This window comes from Streptomyces sp. NPDC001668, from assembly GCF_042893155.1.
Taxonomy (GTDB): Bacteria; Actinomycetota; Actinomycetes; order Streptomycetales; family Streptomycetaceae; genus Streptomyces.
Map to the genome: position 1 here is coordinate 229,332 of NZ_JBIAUQ010000014.1, position 13,464 is coordinate 242,795.

At 68.6% G+C, this 13,464-nt stretch carries 15 protein-coding genes; 8 read left to right on the top strand and 7 right to left on the bottom strand.

The features are described from left to right. The first annotated feature begins 124 nt into the window (after positions 1–124). The 3 genes from ACFYZ8_RS34405 to ACFYZ8_RS34415 all read left to right on the top strand — a co-directional run bounded on the left by ACFYZ8_RS34405 (position 125) and on the right by ACFYZ8_RS34415 (position 2,798). Complete coding sequence (locus ACFYZ8_RS34405; protein WP_389050703.1) at positions 125–784, top strand: hypothetical protein; 660 nt, start codon at positions 125–127, stop codon at positions 782–784. Between the two features lie 308 nt (positions 785–1,092). Beyond that, on the top strand, positions 1,093–1,860 hold the full coding sequence (locus tag ACFYZ8_RS34410) for a hypothetical protein (protein WP_389050704.1): 768 nt from the start codon (positions 1,093–1,095) through the stop codon (positions 1,858–1,860). Between the two features lie 389 nt (positions 1,861–2,249). Beyond that, positions 2,250–2,798: a hypothetical protein gene (locus tag ACFYZ8_RS34415; RefSeq protein WP_389050706.1), complete on the top strand. Its 549-nt coding sequence runs from the start codon at positions 2,250–2,252 to the stop codon at positions 2,796–2,798. Between the two features lie 148 nt (positions 2,799–2,946). Here the strand turns inward: ACFYZ8_RS34415 and ACFYZ8_RS34420 are convergent, their stop codons facing one another. Both ACFYZ8_RS34420 and ACFYZ8_RS34425 read right to left on the bottom strand, forming a co-directional pair. Beyond that, positions 2,947–3,198, bottom strand: a complete 252-nt coding sequence (locus ACFYZ8_RS34420; RefSeq protein ID WP_389050708.1) for a hypothetical protein — start codon at positions 3,196–3,198, stop codon at positions 2,947–2,949. 125 nt (positions 3,199–3,323) lie between these two features. Next, the gene (locus ACFYZ8_RS34425) at positions 3,324–3,623 is read right to left on the bottom strand and encodes a hypothetical protein (RefSeq protein WP_389050710.1); all 300 of its coding nucleotides are present in this window, start codon (positions 3,621–3,623) and stop codon (positions 3,324–3,326) included. 648 nt (positions 3,624–4,271) lie between these two features. Here ACFYZ8_RS34425 and ACFYZ8_RS34430 point away from each other — a divergent pair. After that, a complete protein-coding gene (locus tag ACFYZ8_RS34430) occupies positions 4,272–4,976 on the top strand; it encodes a DNA methylase (RefSeq protein WP_389050712.1) in 705 nt (234 codons plus the stop codon). Between the two features lie 68 nt (positions 4,977–5,044). Beyond that, positions 5,045–5,221 carry a hypothetical protein gene (locus tag ACFYZ8_RS34435; RefSeq protein ID WP_389050715.1) on the top strand — a complete coding sequence of 59 codons (177 nt, stop codon included), beginning with the start codon at positions 5,045–5,047 and terminating at the stop codon, positions 5,219–5,221. A 59-nt stretch (positions 5,222–5,280) separates the two neighbouring features. On the opposite strand, the gene ACFYZ8_RS34440 is transcribed toward ACFYZ8_RS34435, so the two are convergent. Continuing rightward, complete coding sequence (locus tag ACFYZ8_RS34440) at positions 5,281–5,961, bottom strand: hypothetical protein (protein ID WP_389050717.1); 681 nt, start codon at positions 5,959–5,961, stop codon at positions 5,281–5,283. 429 nt (positions 5,962–6,390) lie between these two features. Between ACFYZ8_RS34440 and ACFYZ8_RS34445 the strand changes: the two genes are divergently transcribed. Both ACFYZ8_RS34445 and ACFYZ8_RS34450 read left to right on the top strand, forming a co-directional pair. Continuing rightward, positions 6,391–6,744, top strand: a complete 354-nt coding sequence (locus ACFYZ8_RS34445) for an SH3 domain-containing protein (protein WP_389050719.1) — start codon at positions 6,391–6,393, stop codon at positions 6,742–6,744. Positions 6,745–6,953: 209 nt separating this feature from the next. After that, positions 6,954–7,493 (top strand): hypothetical protein, encoded by a 540-nt coding sequence (locus ACFYZ8_RS34450; protein ID WP_389050721.1) that lies wholly within the window; start codon positions 6,954–6,956, stop codon positions 7,491–7,493. A 113-nt stretch (positions 7,494–7,606) separates the two neighbouring features. On the opposite strand, the gene ACFYZ8_RS34455 is transcribed toward ACFYZ8_RS34450, so the two are convergent. The 4 genes from ACFYZ8_RS34455 to ACFYZ8_RS34470 are packed head-to-tail and all read right to left on the bottom strand — an operon-like array spanning position 7,607 to position 11,763. Beyond that, complete coding sequence (locus tag ACFYZ8_RS34455) at positions 7,607–8,671, bottom strand: UDP-N-acetylmuramate dehydrogenase (RefSeq protein WP_389050723.1); 1,065 nt, start codon at positions 8,669–8,671, stop codon at positions 7,607–7,609. Between the two features lie 16 nt (positions 8,672–8,687). Beyond that, the gene (locus ACFYZ8_RS34460) at positions 8,688–9,725 is read right to left on the bottom strand and encodes a serine hydrolase domain-containing protein (RefSeq protein ID WP_389050726.1); all 1,038 of its coding nucleotides are present in this window, start codon (positions 9,723–9,725) and stop codon (positions 8,688–8,690) included. Beyond that, positions 9,725–11,038 carry a UDP-N-acetylglucosamine 1-carboxyvinyltransferase gene (locus tag ACFYZ8_RS34465; RefSeq protein WP_389050729.1) on the bottom strand — a complete coding sequence of 438 codons (1,314 nt, stop codon included), beginning with the start codon at positions 11,036–11,038 and terminating at the stop codon, positions 9,725–9,727. The genes ACFYZ8_RS34460 and ACFYZ8_RS34465 overlap by 1 nt, the downstream gene beginning before the upstream one ends. 5 nt (positions 11,039–11,043) lie before the next feature. After that, positions 11,044–11,763, bottom strand: coding sequence for a hypothetical protein (locus tag ACFYZ8_RS34470; RefSeq protein WP_389050730.1), 720 nt, complete (start codon positions 11,761–11,763; stop codon positions 11,044–11,046). 241 nt (positions 11,764–12,004) lie between these two features. Here ACFYZ8_RS34470 and ACFYZ8_RS34475 point away from each other — a divergent pair, with 241 nt between their 5' ends. Further along, on the top strand, positions 12,005–13,363 hold the full coding sequence (locus tag ACFYZ8_RS34475; RefSeq protein WP_389050732.1) for a helix-turn-helix domain-containing protein: 1,359 nt from the start codon (positions 12,005–12,007) through the stop codon (positions 13,361–13,363). Positions 13,364–13,464 lie beyond the last annotated feature (101 nt).

The following is a 13,464-nucleotide window of genomic DNA, read 5'->3' on the forward strand; positions in this document are numbered from 1 at the left end:
AAGGCAGCAAGGGCAGACGCGACCTCGGTGACGCTTAAGAATTGCCGTGGCATGACGTGATGATGTATATTCTTAAGCGTCAAAGAGGGGAAAGGGGTCCCGCCGAACCTCGGGGAGAACGTCGATGGCTGTCATCACCGCTGCACGTGCCGCGTACGAGATCCTTGCCTACGCCCGCCGCACCCCGGCCCAAGACGATCTGCGAGACCTGCGCGACGCACTGCTGGCGATGGGCCCCACCGCTCCGGCCGACACCCACCTCGACCTCGCCACCGCCCACGACGAGCTCGGTGAAGCGGCAGACGACCTCAAGACCGCACGCGACCGCCGCGACTTCACCGCCAGGCGCGCCGCCCTGCGGCGTCTCGATGAGGCGTTCACCAGCATCGAAAAGATCATCCTGGCGATCGATCCGACAGCCGACCGCCCCCTGGAGCTTGAAGACATTCCGGCGACCGCCGCGGACATCGTCTCCTCCACGCTCGGCTACAACGCCGCGTACCGCGACGACCCCGAGGTCGGCGTCGCCTCTGTCGAGAAGGGCACACCCACCGTGCGCGTTCACTGCCGCAGCGACAGCAAGCTCGGCCGCATGATCACCGCTGTCATCACCGCCGGCGTCATCACGGCGGCCGGCTTCGTGCCTGCCCACCCGCCCGTCGCCCGCACCCTTACCCGCCGGGACGGCCGACTCAACGCCGCCGACACCGCCCGCCGAGCCCTGCGCGCCCGCCTGGCCTTCGTCGCCGTTCCCGTCCAATGGATCAACGACCGCGCGGTCTGACGTCACTTGCTCAGCCCGGAGCCAACGACGCCCGGCCATGGGGCGAGCGAGTTCATCACGCCGCCCCGGGGCCGGACCCACCGCGGCTGGCCGGGCACGGCTGGTCTGCGGAAACCCGACGCGCCGGCGAGAGCCGCGACGGCTGGTACTCTCCCGGTGGCTAGACGCGTACTGCCACCCACGCTAGCTCCCACGCAGCAGGCGAATTCGGGTGAAGGTCCCAGTGGGCCCGCGAACCCCAAGATCATCGTGCATCGAGAAAACGGGGCGGTCGGGCGTGGGCGGAACCGCCGGAAGCCGAGAATCCGATGCCCAAGTTCCAGAGCCGCTTTGCCAGCGCAGCTCGCCGCATCCAGGCCACCACCGGCATCACGTACACCGACGTGCTGCATCTGATTGTTCCCGACCCCAGAGAACTGCGGCTTGCCGACGAACTGCGGCGTGCCGGCCTCGTGGACGCGGCCAACGCCCTGGTGAGCGTCACGATCGCCTCCGCAGAGAGCACCGCCTGGTACGACGCCTACGGCGCGATCGAGAACGCGTGCTACGAGACCGACCCGCAGAAGGTGAAGGACATGGGCGCCGCATGCCGGGAAGGGGCGGAAGCCGTCATGCGACGGGCAGGGTTTGCGGACACCGTGTTCGGACCCGACGCGGAAGTCTTCCACGCGGCGTTCCTCGCCCTGTTCCGTGCCGGAGCCGTCCCGGACGGGCGTCGGCTGGCGCGAGCCGCTCTCGGAGTATTCGATTGCGACCCCCTGCTGTGCTCGGACATCATCCGCACCACAGGTCGGCGCCCCTTTGCGTACCGGATCGCCAGAGAGCTCACCGGCCCCAGCACAGCGACCGCAGTAGCCGCCCGTAAGGCCGCTCTGGCGATGGCCGCCGCCTCCGACGTCCGAACTGGCGACGACAGATATTGGTACGAGGCCGCGGAACTCATGGTCGGCGCCGCCTGGTACGGGAGCGTGGCAGCGGGACGCACGCCCCTGCACAAGATGCGCGAGTTCCAGAGCTTCTACGAGACCATGATGAGCGGGCCCGTCGACAACTTCCCCGACCCAGCCGTGCGTTGAGGGCCGCCAGCACTGAGTCAGCCTCAAGGAGTCCCGTCGGATGACGGCAGTCCAGGGCCTGCCTCGCAGGCCCTGGCAGATGACTCGGCCGCACGAGATCGCGGACTGGCATACGACGAAGTGGTGGCGAACCCGGGGCGTTCCTCGGAAGGTTGCCCAGGCCGAGCGACCCAAGCCGCAGTTCGGCGGTGGGGGGACTGCCGTCTTTCCGGGTTACAAGCCGTGGTGTCGGTGGCGGGTACTAGACTGCCGTGCAGTGCTTCGGCACACGTGGCGGCCCCTTTCCGGGCCGAGGATCTCAACGCGACCACTCTGGCCGGCCGCCCCCGTTGCGGCGGGCGGCCGTATCGCACAGGCGCAACGCCTCCACGAGCTCGGGAGACATCCTCATGCCACAGACCGCCACTCTTCTTCATGATTTCGAGATCAGGTACCGCGGACGCGACGGCCGCCAACGACCCATGCTGGGGACCGTCACCGGCGAGTCTGCCGAGGACGCGATTTGCCGCGGACTTGACGTGGTGCGGGGCATGGGCGTCGGCGGCCCGGCCGGCCTGCGCCTGCTCGACCTGCAGGTCGAGGATCGCCCGTGGACACCAAGGGTTCCGCTCGCCTACTCGATCGGCCCCGGACCACAGCTGACCCGGGAAGGCCTTCCGCTCATCAGCAACGCCGACGACTGGCGCCACCGTGCGACGCTGACGGTCGGCCACCCGGACGCCTACGTCGGACCCCGTCCGGACGCGTGGTGGCGTGCCCAACTGCTGGTGCGCCCGGTTCTCCCCGCCGGCACCGGCGACCTGGTGCCGACGCTGCGCGCGCGGCTCCGTGACGGATCGGTAGTGGACGCCAACGACTGGGCCGCCCGAAACGGTTTGACCCGCGAGCAGGCGATGAAGATCCTGACGGACTGCGGACTCGCAGTCGTCGAACCGTAGGGTCACGCCCGCCAGGGACCGGATCCCCTCCAGCTCGGGTCAATACTGGGCAACTTGCGGTAGGCGCCAGGACTGACGTCCTCGCAGCGCGTGCGGTGCAGGTCGGGGGTTCACGCTCCCGGGGCCGTGCCCGGCCACGGCTTCAACCTCACTCGGCGGGTGCGGGGGCGGGGTCGTACCAGGCAAGTACGGCGGTGCCGTTGTCGACGGGCTCGGTTCGGGCGTTGTAGGCGCCAGCGGGGGTGTAGGCGTAGCGGCCGCGTCGGATGTCGCGGGCCAGGGACTCGGCGGTGTAGGGAGCGGGGCACACGACGACGGTCAGCGCCACGCCGGGCATTTCCCGAAGGCCCTCGGCGGCCGCCTGGTGGTTGGCGCGCGCTGTCTGCTTTCGGCGGGGCACGGTGTGTTCCTGTCAGGTCGGGGTGTGTAGGTGAAAATGCACCGTCGGTGCTCTCGGGCTGGGAGTTTGCTTCGCGCCGCCCGTGCCCCGGGCCAGTGGAGGCGGCCCGGGACGGCGCGCGGGGATCAGGCGTCGGACTGGGCGCTGATGGGCTTGATGTCGGTGATGGCCCAGCGGTGGCCGCAGCCGGTGAAGTGGATGTGGGGGCCCAGGTGGTGAGTCGTTCCGGGTCCCTCGACCTGGAAGTCGCTCTGGTCGGGCTTGGCGGACGTCCAGCCGCATGCTGGGCAGCTCGGGACAGGGTGGGCGCCGAAGTCGACCTGCACGCCAGTGAGGCGCGCGAAATCATCCTGCATCTGGGCGCTCGCCTCGCTGGCGGCGGAGATCCATCCCCGGAGGACATTGCCGAGAGCCTCGGCGGTCATGGTCGGAAGGTCAGAACGGGTGACGAGGGGCACGGACTGCTCCTGGACTTGGCGTGTGGAGAGGGCGGCTGACGGCGCTGTCGGTGATGCCGGGGGCGATGCCGGGGCAGCTGCTGCTCCATCTCCTAAGTGACGCTTAAGATGATACATGGATCTTCCCCGCAATGCAACCTTTAAGCGTCAAAGATGCTTGGGGGTGCTTCCCGTGAGCGACTATCTCCGACCTGTGCAGGCCTCGCCGTCGACATCGACCTGATGAGCCTCGGGCTTGCATGCGTCGAGCGCTCTGGCGGTCCGGCGGCTGTCGCAGAGGCGTCACTCTGATTGACGCTTAAGGTTTTCCTTCTAGGGCATCGCGAGGTAATATCTTAAGCGTCACAAGTTGTGGCGGGCCGAGAGCCCGTTGTGTCGCTCCACCCATTCCTCCTGCCTGGCTCGGGACCGGACGCTGCCTACTGCCGCGCCGCCAGACGCTTCCCAGAGGCGATGGCTCTCGGCGAAGAGCGATCGCCGAGACCTCCGTTCGACGCACAGCCGTCACGGGGTGGCGTTCGAGGAGTGGGAGGTGCAGTCCATGAAGTAGGAGTAGAGCTGAGCCGTCGCCGTCCAAAAGTCCTTGACCTGTTCTGCTGCGCCGGCGGGGCCGGGATGGGTTACTACCGTGCCGGGTTTGACGTTGTCGGCGTCGACATCACTCCCCGCCCCCGCTATCCCTTCCGGTTCATCTTGGGCGACGCCCTGGACGCCATGCGCGAGATGTGCCAGGACTTCCACTTGGTCCATGCCTCGCCGCCCTGCCAGGCACACACTGCGCTCACCAAGGGCACCAACGCCGGCCGCCAGTACATCGATCTCATCCCACAGATGAGGGAGCTTTGCGAGTGGTACGGCGTGCCCTGGGTGATTGAAAACGTCCCCGGGGCGGACATCCGCAAGGACCTCACGCTGTGCGGAGAGATGTTCGGACTCGGCGTCATCCGCCACCGGCACTTCGAGATCAACTGGTGGGGCGGTGAGCCCGAGCAGCCCGACCACGTCAAGCACCGTGGCCCCGTGCGCGGTTGGCGCCACGGCGTCTGGAGGGACGGCCCATACATCGCGGCGTACGGCCGCGGCGGCGGCAAGGGCACGGTCGCCGAGATGCAGGCCGCCATGGACATCCACTGGACAGACGTCCATGAGGAGCTGACCGAGGCCATCCCGCCGGCCTACACGGAATACATCGGCCGCCAGTTCCAGCGGCCCGGCGGCTGGGGCGCTGTCCACCGTGGCGAGCCCGACACCGAGCCCATCCCGCAGTGCATGCGCCCGTACCTGAAGCACAGCCCGGAAGGGCGCCTGGTCCTGGTCTGACCCGTCCAACCAACATCCCCCTCGCCGGGGCGCGACCGCGCCCGGGCGCCCGCATCAAAGGAGAACCAGTGGCACAAGAAGACGACTACGTGACCCTGACGGTCGTGGTGGCGCGCACAGGCACAGAGGGAGACCCCTGCGATGTTCTGCTCGATGGCCGTACCGACGTGCTCTTCGTCGGGCACCAGGACGGAATCTCGCCCACCGCGCTGGTGCTCGGGGCGGACCCCAGTAGCTGGTCCTGAACCAAGCAGTGCCCGGAGCCCGCACGGCAGAGGCCACTGCTGGTAAGCGTGCAGGAAGTTCACGCCTCTGCCGGTCCCTGGATCAGCTGCCCGGCGTCGCCGGCGTCCTTGCCGGCCTTTTCGGAGTCGACGACGACACGCGCCTGGGCCAGTCCGATCGCGACGCCAGCCCGCCAGATGGTGCCAGTAGTGGTGATCTTGTCGGCAAGGCGGACGTACTCGGCGAGGGGACCAGTCAGGCGTGCGCGGCCCTCGTCGTCGAGTTCGTAGCGGGGCGGGATGATGCCGGGATGACGGTCGCGCCATCCCTGTAGTTCGCGGATGGCGGGGGCGGAGGTCCACCAGCAGGCGGCGACGGTGCGAGTGACGAGGTCGGCATCCAGACGAACGGAGAGACGTTCGGGGTAGCCGTCGAGCCCCCGGTCGCGTGAGCCGATCCAACGGCCGGGGGTCCAGGCCATCGCGGGCGGCTCGTCCCATTCGTGGTCCCAGCCGCGTGAGCGGAGTTCCTCGCGCACGCCGAACTCGACGAGGGCGTCCTGAGTGTCGAGGAGCGCGCCGGCCCTTTGCTGGCGTTGGACGTCTTCGAGCCAGGCGGCTCTCACCTCGGACGCATGGGCGCGGGGAAGACCACGGGTGCGCCACTGGGGAGCGACCGAGCGCCGGGCACGGATCGCCTTGTGCTCCTCGGTAAGGTCCCTGACCTGCTGGGGGATGCCGTCGTCAACCGAGATCCACACCGAACGAACGGCACCGCGAGGCATGGTCTCTCCGCCGGAGTCTTGAGGATGGCAATACTCGACGCAGCCTAGCGGCCGGGGGATTGACGGGCGCCCGCCCGAAGGCGATCAGCCGGCCGACCCGCCCCATGAGACACCTGCATCGCGCCAGCCACCACTCTTCCCCCGCCAAATGCGGATCAAAGCCCGCAGAATTCACTTCCCCCGGTCGGTGAATGGCGCCAGCGAAATCTATCCACAGGTGCGTCGGCCTAGCGTCCCGGGGTGTCGCTCTCGCGACGCAACAACTCAGCCCTGTCGATAGGGAGAACCCATGTTGATGCCCAGGCGCCCCACCCCTGCCACCGGCACGCTCGGCTGCCCAGCGCCGGGTTCCGGCACCACACTCATGCCGTCAGCCCAGGGCACTTCGAGCATCACGGAGCCCTCGTGATCCGTCATCTCGCGGCTCGATCCGCCGCCCCTGCCGTCCTGGTCCTGGCCGCCGCTGCCTTGAGCGTGAGCGTAGCCCCGGCCGCGCACGCCGTCGGTGAAAACAGCCAATGCACGGTCAACTGGCCGAACTACGGGGCCACGGTCGCCAAGAACGCCTGGAACTTCCGCACAGGACCTGGCACGACGTTCAAGAGCCGCGGCTTCCTCTACCGCAACGACAAGCTGAAGGTCCTCTGCAGCAGCGGCAGTTGGAACTACAGCCAGCTCACGCAAACCAGTAGGTCGGGCATTCCCAAGGGAACAAAGGCATGGGTGCGGAATGACGGCCTCGTAAACCTGGCCGGCTAGCTCAAAACACGCCTCCCAGAGCTCCCACGTCCCTATCAGGCGCGGCGTCGCGGCAGGAGAAGCGGACGCCGCGCGGGAGGTCCACAAAACCTGCTGATCAGAGCGACTCTGGTGGACAGCCCGGCGCGGCACTTATCCGCTCACCACCCCCATCAACGGCCCGGCCGCGAACGGCCCGCCGACCCCCTCACTTCCTGGAGGAATCCACCATGCCCGCGCTCAAGCGCTTTGCTGTCACCTTGCTCGCCGCCGCCGCTGTCACCGGCACCACGCTCGCCACCGCTGGGACAGCCTCCGCGGCCAGCTACCACTGCACAACCAGCACCAGCAAGTCATTCGACGACCCGTCGTACTCCGGCCCTGACTCTGACAACTGGCAGTTCACCGTCAAGCTGTGCGCCCAGCGGTCCGGCGGCTACATCTACACCACAGCCACCGTCTACTGGGACGGCCCCTACTCGTCCAACACGAACAACCACTTCACCTTCAACAACGCTCGCTTCCACCTCCAGACCAAGAAGAGTCAGCGCGGCCCGGACAAGGTCGTCCAGGCCGCCAACTACAACGGCCTGGAACACGCACTCGAAAACAGCAGCGCTGCCGGCAACGGCTCGTACAAGACGGGAACGCTCAAGTACAAGGCCACAGCGGCCAGTTACCTCGCCGACGGCTACATACAGCTGGACTGGTCGGGCGACGGAAAGGGCTACCGAGCCCCGATCCTCTTCACCGCGTCCCCGACTGTGTAGACGCCGTCCGCGTCTCGCACCGCTGCTTCCCCACCGCGCCTGTGGGATCCCGACCCCGTGTCCTTAACCCACAGGCGATGTCCACCTCGTTGCCCAAGAGGGCACCGTCTTCGTCAGAAGGCGCGGGTGGGGCCTACACGTCCGGAAACAGGGACGAGGTGTGGCCGGACTGGTTCCTGGGTGAGCTGGATGCTCGTGGTCGCGAGAACCTGCGACGCGAGTCGCCGCAGCGCGGTTGTGAAGGAGGCCGAGGTCGCGCCGTCGCGGGCGGCAAGGGTGAGGGCCCGACCTTCGGAGCAGAAGATGCCGGGCGCAACCTGGGTGCCAGGGCGGTACCCGGCCTGTTCCACGAGCCATCCGGCACTGGCACGCAGCTGCCCGGTCGGGTCTTGGTGTATCGGGCCGCCGGCGGCTCGGACGACCGTTGCCTGCGCGGGGGTGACAGTCGGGTTGAGGAAAACAGAGCCCGCTTGGCGGGTGTCTGGGCCGCTCCCGGGCAGCAACAGACCGCGGCGACGGCGGTCGTGGAGGACGCCCTCGGCCGCCTCGGCGAGCGGTGGCCGGGCGTCCATGGGCACGGACATGGAGTCGGCGAGGTGCTGGTAGGTGACCGGCGCGGCCTGGTGGCTGCGGGCGAGCCGTAGGGCGATCTCGAGGATCGTCCACCGCCCGGGCCGGGTCTTGAAAACGCTGGTTCGATAGCCGAAGTGGCAGTCCGCTGGGCGGAGGGCGGTGGCCTGGTCGAGGCGCCAGTCGTAGGCGGTTAGGCGGGTGACGGTGCCGGAGATCTCTTGGCCGTAGGCGCCTGTGTTCTGGACGAAGGCAGCACCGACGGTGCCCGGGATGCCGCCGAGGTATTCGATGCCGGACAAGCCCTCGGCGACGGTGAACGCGACGAGTGAGGCGAGAGGCTCTCCCGCCTGGGAGACGACTTCAACGAAGCCGTCTCCCAGGAGGCGCACGGCGACGCCGCGAGTTGCCATGCGGATGACCGGACCAGGGAAGCCTAGGTCGTCGGCCAAGGTGTTGCTGCCACCGCCCAGGACGTACGGCGCCACCCCGCTCCGCCGCACGTCCTGGGCGAGGTCGGGCCAGTCGGCAGGGCTGGTGTGGGTGAGGAACTGGTCGGCGGGGCCGCCGAGGCGAAGCGTGGTGTGGTCGGCCAGTAACTCACCCATGGTGGGCCTCCGTTGGTCAGATGGCGGAGATCGTCTTGAGCGCGAGGGACCGCAGCGGGGCGATCCGGGTACGGGCGTTGCCGTGGTAGACGGCGTTGGTGCAGATCACGAGATAGCGGCCGGTGTCCGGGGCGAGGTAGAGGCTGGTGCCTGTGAAACCGTGGTGGTATGCGACGCGTCCGCCTGAGGCGAGGATCCAAGACAGCCCGCGGTCGAGGCCGGGCTCGATCCCCGCTTGCGGGATGAGGCTGGCCTGCAGCCACTCGCCCAGAGCGGCATCGCTGCCGTCCGTATAGGCGGTCAGGAGCCGTTCGGCGTACACGGCGAGATTGACGGGACTGGAAAACACTCCGGCGTGTCCGGCGACCCCGCCGAGCAGGGCGGCATTGTCGTCGTGAGCGGCGCCCCAGATCCGCGGTGCTCCTGGGATGCGCTGCTCGGTCGGCGCAACCCGGTGGGAGCGGACCAGGGGACCATACGTCGTCTCGGTCATGCCGAGCCTTTCCCACAGGATGCTGGCCAGGTCGTCGAGCGGGAGATCGTTGACGTGGGCGAGCGCTAGTCCGAGGAGGATGTAGCCGCGGTTGATGTACTTGTGGGTGCCGGGGGTGTCGTCCAGCGGCTCACGGCACAGGAGTTCGTGAAGTGGGAGATCGGCACCGCGGTAGTGGTCGAGGCGGGTGGAGGCACGAAGGCCCGAGGTATGGGCGAGGAGCTGGCGTACGGTCGCCTCCCCGCTAGGCATTTCGCCCGTCATCGCTGGCAGGAAGTCTCGGATGGGCGCGTCCAGGTCGAGCAGGCCGTTACTGAGGGCCTCACCGACCAGGGGCCAGGTGGCGACCACCTTCGTCAGCGAGGCGATGTCGTACAACGTGTAGCGGGCGGCCGGCTGGTCGCCGCACTCCGGTGCGACCACACCCACGCTGATGTACTGCGGGGAGGCCCCGGTGGTTCCGTAGGCGAGGACACCGCCCGGAGTGGCGCCGTCGGCAACGACGGCTTCGAAGGTCTCCTTTAGGCGGGCGGCGTCTTCCACCGTGAACGGTACGGGCATCAAGAGCCTCCGGGAATCGTGGTGATGTCGGCTCCCAGCGTGGCGAGGTTGTCCAGCAGGTGTCCGTAGCCGCGCCGGAGGTGATACATCCCCCGGATCGTAGAGGCGCCCTCGGTTGCGAGGGCGGCGATCATGAGAGCGCTCGCCGCACGAATGTCCGCCCCTTCCACCCTGGCGCCGTGAAGCCGGACGAGCCCGCGGATGCGGGTCATCGCGTCGGTGGCCGCGATGTCGGCCCCGAAGGCGCGCAGGCCCTCGACGTGCGTGTCTCGGCGGGGGTAGACGCGTTCGGCGATCAGCGAGGTGCCGTGGGCCTGGGTGAGCATGGCGGCCAGCTGCGGCGCGGTGTCGGTGGGAAGGCCCGGGTGCGGCCCGGTGGCGGTCTCGACTGCTGTCAGCGTTCCGTGACACTGGGCGCGTACGCCTCCGTTGCGGGCGTCGGTCAGGCTGATTCCCGCTGAAGCAAAGGCGCTGGCGAGGCCGTCGGGAAGTTCGGCGGGGGTGATGTTGTCGAGGTGGATGTCGCCGCCGGTCGCGGCGGCGGCCATGATCATGGTGGCTGCCTCGATCCGGTCCCCGGCCACCGCGAATTCACCGCCAGCGATCCAGTCGCTCCCGGTCACGTGCAGGCCCTCGTCGTCGGTGTGGATGAGGACCCCGCGGTCAGCGAGGAACCGAGCGGTCTCGGTAACCTCCGGCTCGATCGACGGATGGGTGATCAGACTGGTGCCCCTTGCGCGGGCGGCCAGCAGCATCGCCGTCACCGTGGCTCCCAGGCTCGGCCCGTACGGGGTGTTCACGTCCACGGTGAACGCCGTAACGCCGCGCGGCCCGCACACGGCGCGCAGGCCGGTGTCGCTCGCGATGACGTCGGCGCCGGCGGCCTGCATCGCGGCAAGGTGCCGGTCGATCAGGCGGGGGCAGAACGCGTCACCGCCGGGGTAAGGGAATGAGACCTGCCCGGTGCGGGCCAGCACCGCGGCGGCCAGCACTGTGGTCGTCCGCACCTTCCGGCCGAGTCCGGGGTGGATGAGGAGGCGCGCGGCATTCGGCGGGGCTACGGACATCCGTCCAGCGCCGACGTCGACGGTCGCGCCGGCATGCCGCAGGATCTGTGCGCAGACCTGGGTGTCGAGGATGGCCGGCGTCCCGGTCAGGACGACCGGGGCATCAGCGAGGAAGGCGGCGGCGTAAAGATGCAGCGCGATGTTCTTGCTGCCCTGCACCGGGACCCTGCCGACGAGCGGGCGTCCGCCGGTGACGTGCACGACGGTGGTGTCCATGGCGGCGTTGCTCAGCGAGGTGGTGGTCACTGCGATCACCGCACACGGGCTCCGGCGGGCAGGAAGCCGCCGATGTGGTCGCGCGGGTAGATGACCGTGCCGGGGCCGATCAGCGTGCCCGGCGAAAGGACGGTTCCGGCGGGCAGGGCGACCTCGTCGCCGATGACGGCTCCGAACTTCGTCTGCCCGGTGGGAAGCCGCTGCCCATCGAGGTTGACGGTGATCAGCTCGATCGCCGGCTCGGCGACCGGCCCGCGGTCGCACCGCAGGCCGGTGGTGGAGCAGAACGAGCCGATGTTGACACGGCGCCCGATCACCGAGTCGCCGACGAAGCACGGGTGCTTCATGAAGACATGCCCGGCGAGCAGACTGCGTGTGACCTCCGCGCCGAAGCCGATGCGGCAGCCGGGGCCGATCACGCTGTGATCGCGGACCAGCGCGCCGGCCGACACGACAGCGCCGCTACAGATGAGCACCGGCCCGACTACCTGGGCGCCGGCCTCGATCCGCGCTCCGGCCTGAACGAAGACCTTGCCCTGGAGCAGAGCGCCGTCCTCGACGATCCCGGTGCCCTGGTCTTGCAGGTCTTCAGCACCTTCAGCAAGGTCTGCAGCCATGGCGGTCTTGATCTCGAAGACGCTGCGGCACTTGGCCAACAACCCTGCGACGTATAGGCCGAGGTCGTCGGACTGGATGTAGTAGGAGGGCGCGAGGCGGGCGTCGACGGCCGACGCCGTGGACAGAGCAGAGTGCATGAGGAGCCTCCGAGACAGATTGTCGTGGCCCAGGGTTTCAGGGCCTGCCGTCGAAGGTCGCCGCGATCGGATCGCGGCCGACAGGGGCGCTGTCCTGTCTCGCAAAGCCGTTTGCATCCCATGCAAACGACCTGTCCGGGACTCAGTCCTAGGACTACGTTGGAGGCGGCGCAGCCTCGGCTACAGGCAGGAACGGGGTTCTGATGCGGTTATCAGGGATTAACCGGCGTGTGGGGTTGGCGTGACACCCGGGGAACTGGTGCGCCAGACCCGGCAGGCGAAGGGGCTCACCCTTGAGGCATTGGGCAAGTTGACCGGGTACTCCGGTGCCCAAGTCTCCCGCTACGAGCGAGGCCTTGCACCGCTCAAGGACGTCGACGTGCTGCGGCGCTTCGCCGATGCACTCCAGCTGCCCCACCAGGCGTTCGGACTCGCCCCACCCGCACAACGCCCCCAGGTACGGCACGGTCAGCCGATCGGACCAATCGCAGGCTTCCCACGGATACCCGCCACTAGGGTGGGTAGCTCCGGATGGGAGGACGGTGAAGATCCGGTGCGCCGCAGGAAGTTGCTAACGGGCCTGGCGGCCACTGCCGCCGCAGTTGTTGGCTCCCCGCTTCTCGGGAACGGGACTGCCACGGCGGATGAGGCTCTGATCGGCGAGTTGCTCGTCACCCGCATCCGGGATGCGATGCTCGGCCTCGGCAGCGCGCCCGATCCGTCGTCGGCCGTGACGCTCGATGTGGACTTCGGCCGGGCGCTCGCCGACTTCGACGCCTGCCGCTACGCGTCCCTCGCCGTGCGGCTGCCACGGATTATCCGTAGCGGGCACGCGCTGACCGCCGAAGGCGGTGCGGCCGAGAACTACCAGCTTCTGGCCAAGAGTTATCTGCTGGCCACTCGGATGCTCGTCAAAATGGACGAGCAGCAGCTCGGCTGGATGGCCGCCGACCGTGCCCGCCAGCTGGCCGACGCTGGCGGCGACGTCCTCACAGTCGCCGAGTCCGCCCGCCAACTTGCCGTCCTCGCGAGAAAGGCGGGATGGCACGATCAGGCCCTGTCCATCGCGTTGTCCGCTGCCGACCATCCAGACCTGCGCGATGCCGGACAGGCCGGTGCCGCCGAGCGTGGACTACTCATCCAATCTGCCGCCTACACCGTGGCGCGGCGGGGCGACAGGGACGGGATGCGGGAACTGACGAACGAGGCGGCGGGCATCGCCAAGGAGCTGGGCGGCGCCACCTTGTTGCGCGACCACGGCGGGGGCTTCAGCCCGCTCACGGTGCAGCTTCACCGCATCTCCGCCGAGAACTACGCCGGGGACCCTCTGGCAGCGCTCGCCGCCGCCCGCTCTGTTTCCCTCAAAGCGCTGCCCAGCGTCGAGCGCCGCTCCCGTGCCCTGAGCGATGTCGCCGTCACCTACGACCAGCTCGGCCGACGCAGCGACTGCATCCGCACCCTGCTTGCGGCCGAGCACTGCGCTCCGCAGGAGACACACGCCCGCCCGGCGACAAAGGCCCTCATCTCCAGGCTGATGGTCTCCGGCCCCACGACGACGGAACTGCGCGGCCTCGCCTCACGCAGCGGAGTCATCGTCTGACGACCGGCTCGCTTCAGAATCACGAAGTCGGCGTCCAGGACGGTGAGAGCAGGCCCGCGTGCAGCCACGCCACCAGGGTCCTCCAGCAATTGGAGCGGATT